Origin of the sequence: Streptomyces microflavus (genome assembly GCF_014650075.1) — a bacterium.
Taxonomy (GTDB): domain Bacteria; phylum Actinomycetota; class Actinomycetes; order Streptomycetales; family Streptomycetaceae; genus Streptomyces; species Streptomyces microflavus.
In genome coordinates this window covers 235,851-250,629 of sequence record NZ_BMUG01000004.1, presented here as the reverse complement: position 1 = coordinate 250,629, position 14,779 = coordinate 235,851, and the positions used below count along the sequence as shown (strand labels likewise).

At 70.2% G+C, this 14,779-nt stretch carries 16 protein-coding genes; 8 read left to right on the top strand and 8 right to left on the bottom strand.

The genetic code is table 11. The features are described 5' to 3' along the window. Positions 1-30: 30 nt before the first annotated feature. The 4 genes from glxA to IE264_RS13455 form a co-directional block, all read right to left on the bottom strand. The gene (glxA, locus tag IE264_RS13470) at positions 31-1,986 is read right to left on the bottom strand and encodes a radical copper oxidase GlxA (protein WP_032758607.1); all 1,956 of its coding nucleotides are present in this window, start codon (positions 1,984-1,986) and stop codon (positions 31-33) included. Between the two features lie 3 nt (positions 1,987-1,989). Next, positions 1,990-3,831 (bottom strand): glycosyltransferase family 2 protein, encoded by a 1,842-nt coding sequence (locus IE264_RS13465; RefSeq protein WP_015611414.1) that lies wholly within the window; start codon positions 3,829-3,831, stop codon positions 1,990-1,992. A 173-nt stretch (positions 3,832-4,004) separates the two neighbouring features. Continuing rightward, positions 4,005-4,298, bottom strand: coding sequence for an MTH1187 family thiamine-binding protein (locus IE264_RS13460; protein ID WP_015611413.1), 294 nt, complete (start codon positions 4,296-4,298; stop codon positions 4,005-4,007). Continuing rightward, positions 4,295-4,645 (bottom strand): DUF3817 domain-containing protein, encoded by a 351-nt coding sequence (locus IE264_RS13455; protein ID WP_015611412.1) that lies wholly within the window; start codon positions 4,643-4,645, stop codon positions 4,295-4,297. Before IE264_RS13455 ends, IE264_RS13460 begins: the two co-directional genes overlap by 4 nt. Before the next feature lie 233 nt (positions 4,646-4,878). On the opposite strand from IE264_RS13455, the gene IE264_RS13450 reads away from it, so the two are divergent. The 4 genes from IE264_RS13450 to IE264_RS13435 all read left to right on the top strand — a co-directional run bounded on the left by IE264_RS13450 (position 4,879) and on the right by IE264_RS13435 (position 7,554). Then, positions 4,879-5,511 carry an AIM24 family protein gene (locus IE264_RS13450; RefSeq protein WP_031122907.1) on the top strand — a complete coding sequence of 211 codons (633 nt, stop codon included), beginning with the start codon at positions 4,879-4,881 and terminating at the stop codon, positions 5,509-5,511. Continuing rightward, positions 5,511-6,161, top strand: a complete 651-nt coding sequence (locus IE264_RS13445) for an AIM24 family protein (RefSeq protein ID WP_015611410.1) — start codon at positions 5,511-5,513, stop codon at positions 6,159-6,161. Before IE264_RS13450 ends, IE264_RS13445 begins: the two co-directional genes overlap by 1 nt. Then, positions 6,158-6,928 (top strand): AIM24 family protein, encoded by a 771-nt coding sequence (locus IE264_RS13440; protein ID WP_015611409.1) that lies wholly within the window; start codon positions 6,158-6,160, stop codon positions 6,926-6,928. The genes IE264_RS13445 and IE264_RS13440 overlap by 4 nt, the downstream gene beginning before the upstream one ends. A gap of 149 nt (positions 6,929-7,077) precedes the next feature. Beyond that, positions 7,078-7,554, top strand: coding sequence for a MarR family winged helix-turn-helix transcriptional regulator (locus IE264_RS13435; protein WP_015611408.1), 477 nt, complete (start codon positions 7,078-7,080; stop codon positions 7,552-7,554). A gap of 47 nt (positions 7,555-7,601) precedes the next feature. On the opposite strand, the gene IE264_RS13430 is transcribed toward IE264_RS13435, so the two are convergent. Both IE264_RS13430 and IE264_RS13425 read right to left on the bottom strand, forming a co-directional pair. Continuing rightward, a complete protein-coding gene (locus tag IE264_RS13430) occupies positions 7,602-9,053 on the bottom strand; it encodes a sensor histidine kinase (RefSeq protein WP_032758605.1) in 1,452 nt (483 codons plus the stop codon). Further along, positions 9,050-9,712 carry a response regulator transcription factor gene (locus IE264_RS13425; RefSeq protein ID WP_015611406.1) on the bottom strand — a complete coding sequence of 221 codons (663 nt, stop codon included), beginning with the start codon at positions 9,710-9,712 and terminating at the stop codon, positions 9,050-9,052. The genes IE264_RS13430 and IE264_RS13425 overlap by 4 nt, the downstream gene beginning before the upstream one ends. 129 nt (positions 9,713-9,841) lie before the next feature. Between IE264_RS13425 and IE264_RS13420 the strand changes: the two genes are divergently transcribed. The 3 genes from IE264_RS13420 to IE264_RS13410 all read left to right on the top strand — a co-directional run bounded on the left by IE264_RS13420 (position 9,842) and on the right by IE264_RS13410 (position 11,865). Continuing rightward, positions 9,842-10,570: a PepSY domain-containing protein gene (locus IE264_RS13420; RefSeq protein ID WP_015611405.1), complete on the top strand. Its 729-nt coding sequence runs from the start codon at positions 9,842-9,844 to the stop codon at positions 10,568-10,570. Positions 10,571-10,758: 188 nt separating this feature from the next. Then, on the top strand, positions 10,759-11,166 hold the full coding sequence (locus IE264_RS13415; protein WP_015611404.1) for a hypothetical protein: 408 nt from the start codon (positions 10,759-10,761) through the stop codon (positions 11,164-11,166). 15 nt (positions 11,167-11,181) lie between these two features. Beyond that, positions 11,182-11,865 (top strand): hypothetical protein, encoded by a 684-nt coding sequence (locus tag IE264_RS13410; protein WP_032758603.1) that lies wholly within the window; start codon positions 11,182-11,184, stop codon positions 11,863-11,865. On the opposite strand, the gene meaB is transcribed toward IE264_RS13410, so the two are convergent. Both meaB and IE264_RS13400 read right to left on the bottom strand, forming a co-directional pair. Then, positions 11,849-12,817: a methylmalonyl Co-A mutase-associated GTPase MeaB gene (gene meaB / locus IE264_RS13405; RefSeq protein ID WP_015611402.1), complete on the bottom strand. Its 969-nt coding sequence runs from the start codon at positions 12,815-12,817 to the stop codon at positions 11,849-11,851. The two genes, IE264_RS13410 and meaB, sit on opposite strands and share 17 nt — an antisense overlap. A 42-nt stretch (positions 12,818-12,859) precedes the next feature. Further along, positions 12,860-14,035, bottom strand: coding sequence for an acetyl-CoA C-acetyltransferase (locus tag IE264_RS13400; RefSeq protein WP_032758602.1), 1,176 nt, complete (start codon positions 14,033-14,035; stop codon positions 12,860-12,862). 175 nt (positions 14,036-14,210) lie between these two features. Here IE264_RS13400 and mce point away from each other — a divergent pair, with 175 nt between their 5' ends. Further along, positions 14,211-14,639, top strand: coding sequence for a methylmalonyl-CoA epimerase (gene mce / locus IE264_RS13395; RefSeq protein WP_015611400.1), 429 nt, complete (start codon positions 14,211-14,213; stop codon positions 14,637-14,639). Positions 14,640-14,779: the final 140 nt, after the last annotated feature.

Here is a 14,779-nt window from a genome sequence, read left to right as displayed (position 1 = left end):
GGTCCTCGTACCCGGTCAAGGCCTCCGGGTTCAGGACGCCTTGACCCACTTCGCCTCCGACGGGATGCCGTCGGTGTCCGTGACGAAGAGCATGTACCAGCCGGGCGGCACCAGCGTCGCGTCGTCCGGCACGCTCACGCTCACCTCGCCGCTCCCCTTCTTCAGGCCCAGCTCGATGGAGCGCTGCTCCACGTCCGTGGTGTGCGTGACCGCGCTCGGCCGCATCAGCCGGGCCGTCGCGATCCGGTCCGCGTCGGCGGTCTCGAAGGTGACCGTCGCACCGCGCTCGACCGCCTCCGGGCCCTCCCCGATCACCGGGCGCCTGTCCTTGCCCCGGTGCAGGGCGGGCGGGGTGTAGACCTCCATGCGCTGCTCGAACTTGCCGAGCTTGGTGTTGTCCTTGTCGCCGTAGAGCGAGTCGGAGCCGAAGGTGGCGACCCGCCCGTCGGGCAGCAGCAGCGCCTCGGAGTGGTAGTTGCGGCCCACGGTCGGCTCGGCCGCCTCCTTGAAGGTGTTGCTCTTGGGGTCGTAGGACTGCGCCTTGAGGATGTTGCTGTTGCCGCGGCCCCGGTAGTCCTCGGATCCCCCGCTGGTGAAGACGGTGTCGTCCGGCATGATCACGCTGTTCAGGTAGCGCGTGCCCTGGGGCAGGTCGGGCCCCGCCGTGAAGGCCGGGCTTTCCTGCTTGAGGTCGATGACGGCCGTGCGGGCCGTGGACTTCTTGGACTCGCCGACTCCTCCCCCTCCCAGCACCATCACCTTCTGGTCCTGCACGGGCGGCAGCAGCAGCGAGGCCGCCGTCTCCAGCTCGTCGGTGTCGGTCAGACCGGGCACCTTGGTGAAGGTGTTCTTCTTCAGGTCCCAGATCCCCGGCTCGCGCCCCTTGTCCGCCGGGCCGTAACCGGCGTTGGCGCCCGGGTAGAAGAGCTTGCCGCCCTTGGTCAGGAAGAGCGCGGGGTAGGTCGGGAAGTAGTGGAAGGGGCCCTTGGTCCACTTCTTGGTCTTCGGGTCGTAGACCTCGTTGTCGCCCGGAAGGATCGCGCCGACGTCGTCGAGGCCGGAGACGGCGAGCACCTTGCCGTCCTCAAGGCCGACGAGCGTCGGGTACCAGCGGGCCTCCTTCATCGGGTCGACCGGGATGTACTTCTCCGCCGTCGGGTCGAACTCGTAGGCGGCCCTGATCCCCTGGAAGTCCTGCTTGTCCATGGTGATCTTCTCGGCGAGCCCGTAGGAGTTGTCGGCCGCCTTGCCCTTGAGGCCGACGATCTCGTACTGGGCGGCGTCGGTCGCCACCGCGTCGGGGCCGTCGTTCAGCGCCTCCACGAAGACCCGCTGCTCCGCCGCCGTCACCTTCGTCTTCCACGGCTTCATCTGGCCGCTCTTGAAGTAGTCGACCTCGAACTCGCGCTTCGCCTTCGGCACGGTGACGTCGAACTTGGCGGCGTACTCGACACCGGAGGGCGAGCGGAAGACCGTGCCCTTCTTCAGCTTCAGCGGCTTGTCCGGGTTCTCGTTCTTCACCCGCATGCCGCCGCCGGCCCGCTTCACCTTGTCGTCCAGGACCTCGTAGCGGGCGGTGCCGCCGGCGATCAGCAGCCGCCCGTCCGGGAGCTGGGCGTGGCCGCCGCAGAAGAAGTCCTCGGGGGTGGGGATCTTCTGGAAGACGTTCTCGGCCGGGTCCCACAGCACGGTGTCGAAGGTGCCCGCGTCGAAGTTCTTCTCGTCGTTGCCGGAGCCCGCGACGATCAGCACCTTCCCGGTGTGCAGGAGCGCCGCATGGATGGCGTTGGTCCGGTACTCCTTCGGGATGTCGACCCGCTGCCAGGAGCCGTACTCCGCCTGGTACTTCGGCTGGGCGATCTTGTACGCGTGGTACTGGTCCTCCGCGAAGGAGAGTGCCGCCGGGGCGTTGAGCCCCGCTAGCACGACCACGGCGCCGCCGCCCAGGAGCGTCTTCCGCATCTTCTTCGAAGGCCGGTAGGCCATGGGTCAGTTCCCTCCTGCGGTGGTGGTGGCGGTGGTACCGGCACTCGCGCTGCTGGTCGCCGGGGCGCTGGTCGTGGTGGTGGTCGTCGTGGTGACGAACGCCGGCTCGGGCAGCGGCTGCTGCTGTACGGGAGTGGGGGCGGGTGCCGGTACGGCACTGCGGGCCCGTGTACGCCGGTCCTGCCACTCGGTCCAGGCCCACACCGCGACCGGGGACAGGGATATCGCGAGCCCCAGCGCCGCCCAGGTCCGCATCGCGACATGGGTGTGGTCCAGGTAGACGGAGGCGGCGAGCGAGGAGAGCAGGACCGCGGCCCAGAAGAGGTGGATCCGGAAGGTGAGCAGCCGGTCCGGGGAGACCTGGCCGCCCTTGGGCGTGACGACGAACCGGCCGTCGGTACGGAGCACGGCCGAGCCGAGCGACTTGAGGTAGATCGGCGCGGAGAGCGCGGACATGGCCATCCCGGCGAGGCCGCCGGAGCCCTCGGGTTCGTGCGGGGAGACGTTGTGGCGCCGGTTCCAGAGGTAGAGCCCTATCTGGAGGGCCGCCGCGTCGCTGTAGAGCATCAGCCAGATGGAGGCGGCGACCTGGGTGCCGGACGCGCCGAACCAGAGGAAGAGCACACAGCTCCCCACGCCGAGCAGCCAGTTGACGGCCGTCATCGGGTAGTAGACGAGCATCAGGGTGTAGCTGAGGAGCCGGCCGGGCGGCACCCGGAACAGTGCCTTGCCGTACTGCTTGAACAGCGTCTCGTACGTCCCCCGGGACCAGCGCAGCTGCTGGGTGAAGAAGTCCGTCCAGGAGGCGGGCCCCTCGCCGACGGCCAGCACGTCGGGGGTGTAGACGGAGCGCCAGAAGCGTCCGGTGAGGGGGTTGCGGCGGCGGTGGATCTCGAAGCCGGTCGCCATGTCCTCGGTGATCGAGTCGTAGAGACCGCCGACCTGGCGTACGGCGGCGACGCGGACGACGTTGTTGGTGCCGACGAACATCGGGGCGCCGTAGCGGTTGCCCGCGCGCTGGATCAGCGCGTGGAAGAGGAACTGCTGCGATTCGGCGGCCTTGGTGACGGCCGAGTCGTAGTTCCCGTAGACCTGCGGTCCGACGACGAAGGCGACGTCCGGGTCCCGGAAGTAGCCCATCATCCGTTCCAGGAAGTTGGGCATCGGCACATGGTCGGTGTCGACGGAGGCGAAGAAGTCGTAGGCGTCGCCGTGCAGGGCGATCCAGGCGTTGTAGTTGCCGTGCTTCGTCCTCGCCTTGTGGACGCCCTTCTTACGGTTCCACTCGGGCACCCCGCGCCGGGTGAAGTGGTGCACGCCCAGCTCCGCGCAGAGCATCCGGGCTGCCGGGTCGTCGCCCTCGTCGAGGAGCCAGATGTCCAGCGGGCCGGGGTGCGTGAGGCGCACCGCGCCCTTCAGGGTGGCGCGCACCATGGAGAGCGGTTCCTTGCCGGGAACGTACGTGGTGAGGAACGCGACCCGGGTGCCCTGCTCGGGCGTCACGGGTACGGGGTCCCTGGCGACCATCGTCGCGTGCGCGATGGAGACCACGTTGACCAGCATGAAGAGCTCGATCAGGCCGATCGAGACCAGCATCACGGTGTCGGCGACGACGAGCCACCGCTCCCCGTTCTCCCGCTCGGTCCAGTGCGTGGGCCAGACCAGGTAGAGCAGCAGGACGCCGGTGAGCACCGGGGCCAGCGTCATCAGGAGGACGGCCCTTATTCGGTGTTTCTCCGTCGAGAGCAGGGATCGGTACCGGACTCGGTATCCCTCGGGGTCCGGCTCGGTGAGCGGACCCGCGAGCCGGCTGTAGGTGTCGTAGTCGTAGCCCTCCGACCGCACCGTGCCTCCCACTGTCGAACGGGTTGATATCCCCACAGAAGGGGACGGACAACGGCGTGTCGACTTGGCAGGTCCGAGTGAGCGGTTTTTGATCCGGAGCCGGAAAAGCCCCCGGCCGTGTGGCGGCGGGGGCTTATCGGGTGAACGAGGAGCGGCGGATGCCGGACGGGGCGTCAGGGGGCGAGGTACCGCTCCACCGTCTCGACCTTCGAGGTCAGACCGTCGGTGACACCGGGCCGGATGTCGGCCTTCAGTACCAGGGAGACGCGTCCCGCGCGGGCCTCGACGGCGGCCACCGCGCGCTTGACGACGTCCATGACCTCGTCCCACTCCCCCTCGATGGAGGTGAACATGGCGTCGGTGCGGTTGGGCAGCCCGGATTCACGGACGACCCGCACGGCGTCGGCGACGTACTCCCCGACGTCCTCACCCACACCGAGCGGGGAGACCGAGAACGCGACGATCATGCGCTGACCGTGCCTTCGCGGCGGGCGCGGGCGGCGATGACGCCGTCGGCCTCGTAACCCTTCAGGAGCTTGTCGCCGTAGAGGCCGCCGAAGGGGATGACTGCGAGGAGGAAGAAGAGCGCGACACGCTTGAGCGGCCACTTGGCCTTGATCCAGACATCCAGCAGGAACACGACGTAGATCGTGAAGAGGACGCCGTGGATCATGCCGAGGGGCGGCATCAGGAAGTCGATGTCCGAGACCCGCATGAGCAGCGAGCCGAAAATGAGGAGCGCCGGGAAGGAGAGCGCCTCGGGAAGCGAGATGAGGCGCAGCCGGTGCAGGGCGGAAGCGGTCTTGATGTCCACGAGGGCACCTTCGGTGGGAGGGGCGTGTGGGCTTGTGAACCCAGGCACAAGCCGCCCCCATTGTGGCATCGTGCCGGCCCGGCCCCGGCGCCGGGGCCCGCCCCGTCCGCGGCTGCGCGTATCGCCGCATATCAGGGCCGGTCCGGGTGTGCATCAGGGGAGCATCAGGGGCGTAACGGTTCCGTAGGACCTGGCCGGGGCGTGGGACGGGCGGCTACCTTCGTCGCGTGGCGATGTTCCGACTCCAAGGCAGCAAGACGCTCGCCGTCGATCTGACGGGCGATGGCGTCAAGGCGAAGAACGGTTCGATGGTCGCGTACGACGGCCGGATGACCTTCAAGAAACTGTCCGGCGGCGGTGAGGGGCTCCGCGGGATGGTGACCCGCCGGCTGACCGGCGAACAGATGACGGTGATGGAGGTGTCCGGGCAGGGCACCTGCTACTTCGCCGACCGCGCGAGCGAGATCAACCTGGTCGCGCTGCACGGCGACAAGCTGTACGTGGAGGCGAGCAATCTGCTGGCCACCGACGCCGGGCTGCGCACGGGGACGACGTTCACCGGGCTGCGCGGCGGGGCGAGCGGCAACGGCCTGTTCACCACCACGGTGGAGGGCACCGGGCAGGCGGCGATCATGTCGGACGGCGCGGCGGTGCTGCTGCGGGTGACCCCGCAGTATCCGCTGATGGTCGACCCCGGCGCGTACATCGCCCACCAGGGCAACCTCCAGCAGCACTTCCAGGCCGGGGTGAACTTCCGGACGCTGATGGGCGAGGGCTCGGGCGAGGCGTTCCAGATCCGCTTCGAGGGCGACGGCCTGGTCTACGTACAGCCGAGCGAGCGCAACACCGTCGGGGGCGATGTCTGATGCCGTTCCGGGAGATCAACTCCAAGATGATCGAGGCCACGGTGGCCCCGGGCCAGAAGCTGTTCAGCCAGCGCGGCGCGATGCTGGCCTACCGGGGCGAGGTCTCCTTCACCCCGAACATCCAGGGCGGCCAGGGCGGCTTCGCCTCGATGATCGGCCGCCGGGTGACGGGTGAGGCGACACCGCTGATGACGGTGGAGGGCTCGGGCACGGTGATGTTCGGCCACGGCGGCCACCACATCCAGGTGATCAACCTGGCCGGCGACACCCTGTACGTGGAGGCCGACCGCCTCCTCGCCTTCGACGGGACCCTCCAGCAGGGCACGATGTTCATGGGCTCGCAGGGCGGCGTGATGGGCATGGTGCGCGGCCAGGTGACCGGCCAGGGACTGTTCACCACCACCCTCAAGGGGCACGGCGCGGTCGCGGTGATGGCGCACGGCGGGGTGATCGAGCTGCCGATCACCCCGGGCCGGGACGTCCATGTGGACCCCCAGGCGTACGTCGCCCACCACGGGGAGGTCCGCAACAAGCTCTCCACCGCGGTCGGCTGGCGGGACATGGTGGGGCGCGGCTCCGGCGAGGCGTTCCAGCTGGAGCTGAGCGGGAACGGCGCGGTGTACGTCCAGGCATCGGAGGAGAAGCTTTGAGCACGCCCGTGATCTTCGATCCGATGACGCTGCCGTCGGACGACAACGTCAACTCCTACACCTTCTGCGTGGAGCTCAAGGCAAGCCGGTGGTTCCTGCAGAAGGGGAAGATGATCGCCTACTACGGGCAGATCAACTTCGACGGCATCGGGCACGGCCGGTTCGAGCGGCTGGTGCGCTCCAGTTTCCATTCGCCGCTGCACGCGAGCGACTGGGTGGTGGCCGAGGGCAGCGGGAAAATGCTGCTCGCGGACCGGGCCTTCGATGTGAACTCCTTCGACCTGGAGGACGGGAACCTGACGATCCGCTCGGGGAACCTGCTGGCGTACGAGCCGTCCCTGGCGCTGAAGCAGTCGATCGTGCCCGGGTTCGTGACGCTGATCGGTACGGGGAAGTTCGTGGCCGCGTCGAACGGTCCTGTGGTCTTCATGGAGCCGCCGCTGCGGGTCGACCCGCAGGCGCTGGTGGGCTGGGCCGACTGCCCCTCGCCGTGCCACCACTACGACCACGGGTACATGACGGGCGTGATGGGCGGAATCCGGTCACTGACGGGCATCGGCGGCACGTCGGGCGAGGAGCACCAGTTCGAGTTCGTGGGGGCGGGCACGGTGCTGCTCCAGTCCAGCGAAGCCTTGATGGCGGAGCAGGCGACGGGCGCGGTGCCGAACGAGCCGGGAGTCCCGGGCGGCGGGTTCGCTCCGGGAGGCGGGGGCACACCGCGCATGCCCGGCCAGCTGGGGGACCTCCAGCGTCGCTTCGGCTTGTGAGCGGTAGGCTGCGGAGTGTGACGTCGAACGTCTGCGCCCAGCCGTCGGTCCTTGCCAACGGGCCCGCCTTCACTCCGGCGGGCCCGGGGTGCCCGTCGTCACACCCGTTAATTTCGTCCGGCTTTCAACTTCTTAGGTAGAATCCATATATGGAGACCGAGACGGCCACCCGCTGGCTGAGCGACACGGAGCAGTGCGCCTGGCGCACCCACCTGGACGTCAGCAGGCTGCTGATGCACCAGCTGGAGAAGGACCTCCAGCCGTTCGGCCTGACCATGAACGACTACGAGATCCTGGTCAACCTCTCCGAATCCGACGAGCAGCGGATGCGGATGAGCGACCTCGCCGCCGCCACCCTGCAGTCCAAGAGCCGGCTCTCGCACCAGATCACCCGGATGGAGACCGCGGGCCTGGTCCGCCGCACCCACTGCGAGTCGGACCGGCGGGGACTGTACGCGGTCCTCACCGAGCAGGGCGCCGAGACCATGCGCAAGGTCGCTCCGCACCACGTCGAATCGGTGCGCAACCACTTCATGGACCTGCTCTCCCCCGAGGCACTCGCGGAGCTGCACGCGGCGCTGACGCCGATCGCGGAGCACCTGCGGGGGCGGCGCGGGAAGCCGTAGGCGTACGGGGCCTGGCCGACGCCTTCACGACGCCGGCCAGGCCGTGTTCAGGCCGCGCGGGGCAGCCACAGCCGGAAGGCCGCGCCGCCCTCCGGGGCCCGGTGCACCGTGAGCGTCCCGCCGTGGCGTGCGGCCACGTCCCGGGCGATGGCGAGGCCGAGACCCGCACCGCCGTCGTCGCGGCTGCGGGCGTCGTCCAGCCGGACGAACCGTTCGAAGATCCGTTCCTGCTCGTCCTCGGGAACGCCGGCCCCGTCGTCGCGGACTTCGACACGCACCCCGCGACCGTCGGCCGCCACCTGGACGGTGATCCGGTTCTCGGCGTGGCGCTGGGCGTTGTCCAGCAGGTTGCCGACCACCCGGACCAGCTGCCCGCGCGACCCGCTCACCTCGTACGCCGCCCCCTCGGCGACCTCCACCGTCACCGGGATCCGGTCGCCGGTCCGCTGGGACACCTCCTCGCGGACGAGCGCCCCCGCCTCGATCCGGGCAGCCCCCGGCTTCTCCCCCGCGTCCAGCCGGGCCAGCAGCAGCAGGTCCGCCGCCAGGACCTGGAGGCGTACGGTGTCGGCGACCGCGCCCGGGAGGTCGAGCAGCTCGGGGTGGGCCTCGGCCACCTCCAGCTGGGTGCGGAGCGAGGCGATCGGGGAGCGCAGCTCGTGCGAGGCGTCCGCGACGAACCGCCGCTGCCGCTCCACGGAGGCCTCCAGGACGGTGAGCGTCTCGTTGGTCGTCCGGGCGAGGCGGGCGATCTCGTCGCGCGAATCGGGCTCCGGGACGCGGCGGGCCAGATCCTCGGAGGCGGTGATCGCGGCCATCTCACGGCGGATGCCCTCGACGGGCCGCAGCGCTCGCCGGGTCACCAGCCAGGTCACCCCGGCGACGACGGCCAGGAGGAGCGGCAGCCCGGTCAGCATGGCCCCGCGCACGGTGTTCACCGCCTCCTGCTCGGCGGCGAGCGGGGCGCCCGCGTGGACGGTCAGGGTGATTCCGGCGGAGGTGGTCGCCTCGACGGCGGCGAACCGGTAGTCGGCCTTCTTGCCGTCCACGGTGGCGGTGCCGTCGGAGAAGTCCGGGTCGTCGGAGGAGACCTCGCCCCGCTCGGGCCGCCCGCTGCCACCCCCGTCATCGTCGTCGCCGTCGTCATCGTCGTCCCCGGGCGAAGGGGTGGCACCGACCGAGGCGGAGGGTACGGGGCTGACGCCGGCCGAGCCGGTCCCGGAGATGGCGCGCAGCCCCTGGGACACGAAGACGACCCGCCCCTCCTCGTCGGTCACCTGGACCGGGTGGTCCTCCTCGTCGTCCAGGTCCAGATCGGCGTAGGCGGTGTCGAGGGCGAGCTGCCCGGCCACCTCACGGGCGGCGACCTCCGCCTGGAGGTCGGCCTGGTCGATCAGGTTGGTCCGCAGGACGGAGAGCACGGCGAGCCCGGCGGCGACCAGGGCGACGGCGACGACCAGGGTGGCGCCGATGGCGGCCCTGGCCCGTACGGACCTCATCCCGCCTCCAGCCGGTAGCCGGCGCCACGCACCGTCACGATGGAGGCGGCGCCCAGCTTGCGGCGGAGGGTGGAGATGTAGACCTCGACGATGTTCGGGTCGCCGTCGTAGGCGAAGTCCCAGACGTGCTCCAGGATCTCGGCCTTGCTGACCACGTGCCCGGCGCGCAGGGCGAGTTGCTCCAGCACCGCGAACTCCTTGGCGGTGAGGGCGTACTCGTCCTCACCGCGGTGGACGCGTCGGGCGGCGGTGTCGATGCGAAGGGTGCCGATGGTCAGGACGGGCGCGGCGGTGCCGGCCCCACGCCGGCGCAGCAGGGCGCGGACCCGGGCGACGAGGACGACGTAGCTGAAGGGCTTGGTCAGGTAGTCGTCCGCGCCGGTGTCGAGCCCCTCGGCCTCGTCGTACTCGCCGTCCTTGGCGGTCAGCATGAGGATCGGCACCTCGTGTCCGGCGGCGCGCAGGGCACCGCAGACCCGGTAGCCGTTCATGCCGGGCAGCATGATGTCGAGGATCACCAGGTCGTAGCCGCCCTCGCTCGCCCGGTGCAGCCCCTCGAGGCCGTCGTGCACGACATCCACGGCGAAGCCCTCGGCGGTGAGTCCCCGGGCGAGGGACACCGCGAGACGCTTCTCGTCCTCCACGATCAACAGGCGCATGCGCACAGCCTCGCAAACTCCACCTGAAGACGCCTTCAGGTGGCTTCAGGCTGCGTTCAGCATCAGGTCGGCAGTGTGGAACCCGCCAACCAGCACAGCACAGCACAGCAGCTCTCGGGGAGGAACCTCATGAAGCGCAACGTCACCATCGCAGCGATCACCGCGGCCGTTCTCATCAGCGGCACGGCCGCCGCCACCGTCGCCTTCGCGGACGACGACAGCGACGGCCGGACCGGCACGACGGCCCAGCAGCCGACGCCCGGCGCGGAGCGCTCGGACGACCGGGACGACGACCGCGACGACCGCTCGGACGACGCCAAGGAGACCACGCGGACGGCCGGCGGCAAGGACTCCCGCATCACCCTCGATCAGGCGGTGGCGGCGGCCCTGAAGAGCGCCCCCGGCACGGTCACCGAGGCGGGGCTGGACGACGACGATGACGACCACAACGGCCGTACGGTCTGGGAGCTGGACGTCTACGGATCCGACAAGACCTGGCACGACGTGACGGTGGACGCCACCACCGGCAAGGTCCTCAAGACCCGCGAGGACGACGACAACGACGACCGCGACCGCAACGCGCCCCGCTCCTCCACCGTCTCCCTGAACCGGGCGGCCGAGGCGGCTCTGAAGACGGCGCCGGGCAGCATCACGTCGATCGACCTGGACGACGACGATGACGATGACGACGGCCGCCGGGGCAACGTCCTGCGCTGGGACGTCGACATCGCGGGCAAGGACGGCAAGCACCACGAACTCCACGTCGACGCGAAGACCGGCAAGGTCACGGTGGACCGGGACGACGACGGCGACGACGCGGACGACCGGAACGACGACCGCGACGGCGACGACGACTGACGTCCACCGCTCGGCACCCCCGAGGAAGCACGGCCCCGTACCGCAGTGGCGGTACGGGGCCGTTCCGCGCCCCGGCCAAGGCGCGGGGTGCGGGGCGCGGGGCGCGGCAGAATGAAGCCCCTCGTAGGCCCGCTCCGCCGCCGGTCGGGAGCGTCGGAAGTGGGCGACCTCATGGACGGCGGCCCGCTATGACCTCCCACCACAGCATCTTCATCCACCCCGGTGTCCCCGGGGAGTCGCTGACAGCGGACGTGGCGACGGCTTTCGGTACCCGGCTGCTCCCGGTCGCCCGTGGGCCGGCGGACTACAGCGCGGACCTCGGTGGCACCGGGCTCGAACTCGAGTTGAGCCACGACTACGTGGAAGACCGGGGCATCCCGTTCGACCGCTACCAAGTCATCGCCTCCCTGCGGGACTTCGGAGGTGACAGGGAGCGGGAGCGGGCCAGTGCCGAGCACATCTTCAACCGGCTGGCGGAGCTGCGGCGTTACTGGCTGGCCCTCGTCTTCGACCTCCAGGCCGTCATCGCTACCGCCGCTCCTCCGAAGCGAGAAACGTTCCCTCCTCCCCCTTCAGGAGTCATGGATGAGCTATGACCTGGCGACCGACCGATGATCAGTTACGAACAGGCCGCCGAACTGGCCCGGACCTACGTGGACGAGGATCCCCTCAACAGTGAGGTGGAGCTGGTGCCCATCGACGGCCACTCGGCCGTGGTCGGTGACCACGCCTACTTCGGCTATCAGGACCGCCGCTACCTGGAGACCGGCGACCCGTCGTTCATGGTGGTCGGGACCGGCCCCGTCCGCGTCGACCTGGCGACGGGCGAGTGCACGACGCTCGGTGCCGTCGAAGCCGCGGAAATGGATCTCTTCGAGACCGATGAGCTCGCTCTTTTCGGTCCGGGTGGGTGGCGGATCGTCGCGCCCGAGCTCCTGGACGCCTGGCGGGCCGCGTTCGACAGCGAACCGGCCGCTGCCGATCTCACGGTGGCCTGTCCCGGGTGCGGCGCGGTGGATCTCCACCGCTGGTACCGGGAGGACGGTCCGCTGGACGCGGTCATCGACGGCGTCCGGGCCGTGGCCCACGCCTGGCGGACGGAGAGGTGCGCCTCGTGCCACCGCTGCTTCGAGGACGGCGACAGCTTCCTGCCGGAGTACTGGGAGTCTCCGTACGAGGTACCCGAGGCGTACGTGATGAAGTTCGCCCCCCAGTACGTCGAAGCCGCCCGCCAGGCCCGGCGGGCGGCTTCTCCGGCGGCCCGGCCCGGGGAACGCCTCACCCCTCCCCCGTGACCCCCGCCACCAGCTCATCGGCCGCCGCGTACGGATCGAGGTCCCCCGCCACGATGCGTTCCGCCAGGGCGTGCAGGCGGCGGTCGCCGCGCAGGTCCGCGATCCTCTCCCGGAGGGCCGTCACCGCGATCGTCTCGACCTCGTGGGAGGCGCGGGCCGTGCGGCGCTCGGCGAGGACGCCGTGCTCCTCCATCCAGGCGCGGTGCTTCTCCAGGGCCTCGACGACCTCGTCTATGCCCTCGCCCCGGGCGGCGACCGTCTTCACGATCGGGGGGCGCCAGTCGCCGGGGCCGCGGGACTGGCCCAGGCCCAGCATGTGGTTCAGCTCGCGGGCGGTGGCGTCGGCGCCGTCGCGGTCGGCCTTGTTGACCACGTAGACGTCGCCGATCTCCAGGATTCCGGCCTTGGCCGCCTGGATGCCGTCGCCCATGCCGGGGGCGAGCAGCACCACGGAGGTGTCGGCCTGGGAGGCGATCTCCACCTCGGACTGGCCGACGCCGACCGTCTCGACCAGGATCACGTCGCAGCCCGCCGCGTCCAGCACCCGGATCGCCTGGGGGGCCGACCAGGCGAGGCCGCCGAGGTGGCCCCGGGTGGCCATGGAGCGGATGTAGACGCCGGGGTCGGAGGCGTGGTCCGCCATCCGGATCCGGTCGCCGAGCAGCGCGCCGCCGGAGAACGGCGAGGACGGGTCGACGGCGAGGACGCCGACCCGCTTTCCCGCCCGGCGGTAGGCGGCGACGAGGGCGGAGGTGGAGGTGGACTTGCCCACGCCCGGCGAGCCCGTCAGGCCGACGACGTACGCATGACCCGCCAGCGGCGCCAGTGCGGCCATCACCTCGCGCAGCTGCGGGGACGCCCCCTCCACCAGCGAGATCAGCCGGGCCACCGCACGCGGCCTGCCTGCTCGCGCCTGCTCGACCAGCGTGGGGACGTCCACGTCCACGTTCACCGCTCCGTTCGCCTTGCCCTGCCCTGGAACCCGTACGGGTACTTACTTGCCCGGGACGCGGATGATCAACGCGTCGCCCTGGCCGCCGCCGCCGCACAGTGCCGCGGCACCCGTGCCGCCGCCGCGCCGCTTCAGCTCCAGGGCCAGGTGCAGGACGACCCGGGCGCCGGACATCCCGATCGGGTGACCGAGCGCGATGGCGCCGCCGTTGACGTTGACCTTGTCCGGGGTGACGCCGAGGTCCTTCATGGACTGTACGGCGACGGCGGCGAACGCCTCGTTGATCTCGATCAGGTCGAGGTCCTCGACGCTCAGGCCGTCCTTCTTCAGGGCGTGCCGGATGGCGTTGGAGGGCTGGGACTGGAGGGAGTTGTCGGGGCCCGCGACGTTTCCGTGGGCGCCGATCTCGGCGATCCACTCCAGGCCGAGCTCCTGCGCCTTGGCCTTGCTCATGACGACGACCGCGGCGGCCCCGTCGGAGATCTGCGAGGAGGTGCCCGCGGTGATCGTGCCGTCCTTGGCGAAGGCAGGGCGCAGCTTGCCGAGGGACTCGACCGTGGTCTCGGGGCGGATGCCCTCGTCCTGGGAGAAGAGGACCGGGTCGCCCTTGCGCTGCGGGATCTCGACCGGGGTGATCTCGGCCTCGAAGAGACCGTTCTTCCGGGCGGCGGCGGCCCGCTGGTGGGAGAGGGCGCCGATCTCGTCCTGGGCGAGGCGGTCGAGGCCGAGGCGGCTGTTGTGCTTCTCGGTGGACTCGCCCATGGGGATGTTCTCGTACGCGTCGGTGAGACCGTCGTGCGCCATCGAGTCGAGCATCTCGATCGCGCCGTACTTGTAGCCCTCGCGGGACTTGGGCAGCAGGTGCGGGGCGTTGGTCATGGACTCCTGGCCGCCCGCGACCACGACGTCGAACTCACCGGCCCGGATGAGCTGGTCGGCCAGGGCGATGGCGTCGAGCCCGGAGAGACACACCTTGTTGATGGTGAGCGCGGGCACGTTCATGGGGATGCCGGCCTTGACGGCGGCCTGGCGGGCGGGGATCTGGCCCGCGCCGGCCTGGAGCACCTGGCCCATGATCACGTACTGCACCTGGTCGCCGCCGATGCCGGCCCGGTCCAGGGCCGCCTTGATCGCGACCCCGCCGAGATCGGCCGCGGAGAAGCTCTTCAGGGAGCCGAGGAGACGGCCCATGGGCGTCCGGGCGCCCGCGACGATCACTGAGGTGGTGGTACCGGTCGTTGCTGGCATGGGCACGGCCCCTTGGGATCGGATGTGAACGAGGGTTTACCTGAATGTACTGAGCGGTACCGCGCCCGTCATCCGGCTGCCGGTGTGACGGCGCGCACGTTGTGTAACCGTGGCGGGAGCGGTGGAGCGAAGCCATGCTGAATCCATGCTGACGCGTATCGACCACATCGGGATCGCCTGTTTCGACCTGGACAAGACGGTGGAGTTCTACCGTGCCACGTACGGATTCGAGGTGTTCCACAGCGAGATCAACGAGGAGCAGGGCGTCCGGGAGGCCATGCTCAAGATCAACGAGACCTCGGACGGGGGCGCTTCGTACCTCCAGCTCCTGGAGCCGACCCGGGAGGATTCGGCCGTCGGCAAGTGGCTGGCAAAGAATGGGGAGGGCGTCCACCACATCGCCTTCGGTACGGCGGATGTGGACGGGGACGCCGCGGACATCCGCGAGAAGGGCGTCCGGGTGCTGTACGACGAGCCCAGGACGGGTTCGATGGGGTCCCGGATCACGTTCCTGCACCCCAAGGACTGCCACGGTGTCCTCACCGAACTGGTCACGAGCAGCCCGGAGCACTGACCCGGCACATACCTGGCCCGGTAGAGTGGGCGGTTCCGGGCCGGGGCCGGGTCGGGGCCGTACCGCGTCCTCGTCGTTTGTCTGTCACCATTCCCCGGGGGACCGCTCGTCGGCGAGCGGTACTCGTTGCGAACAGGGTT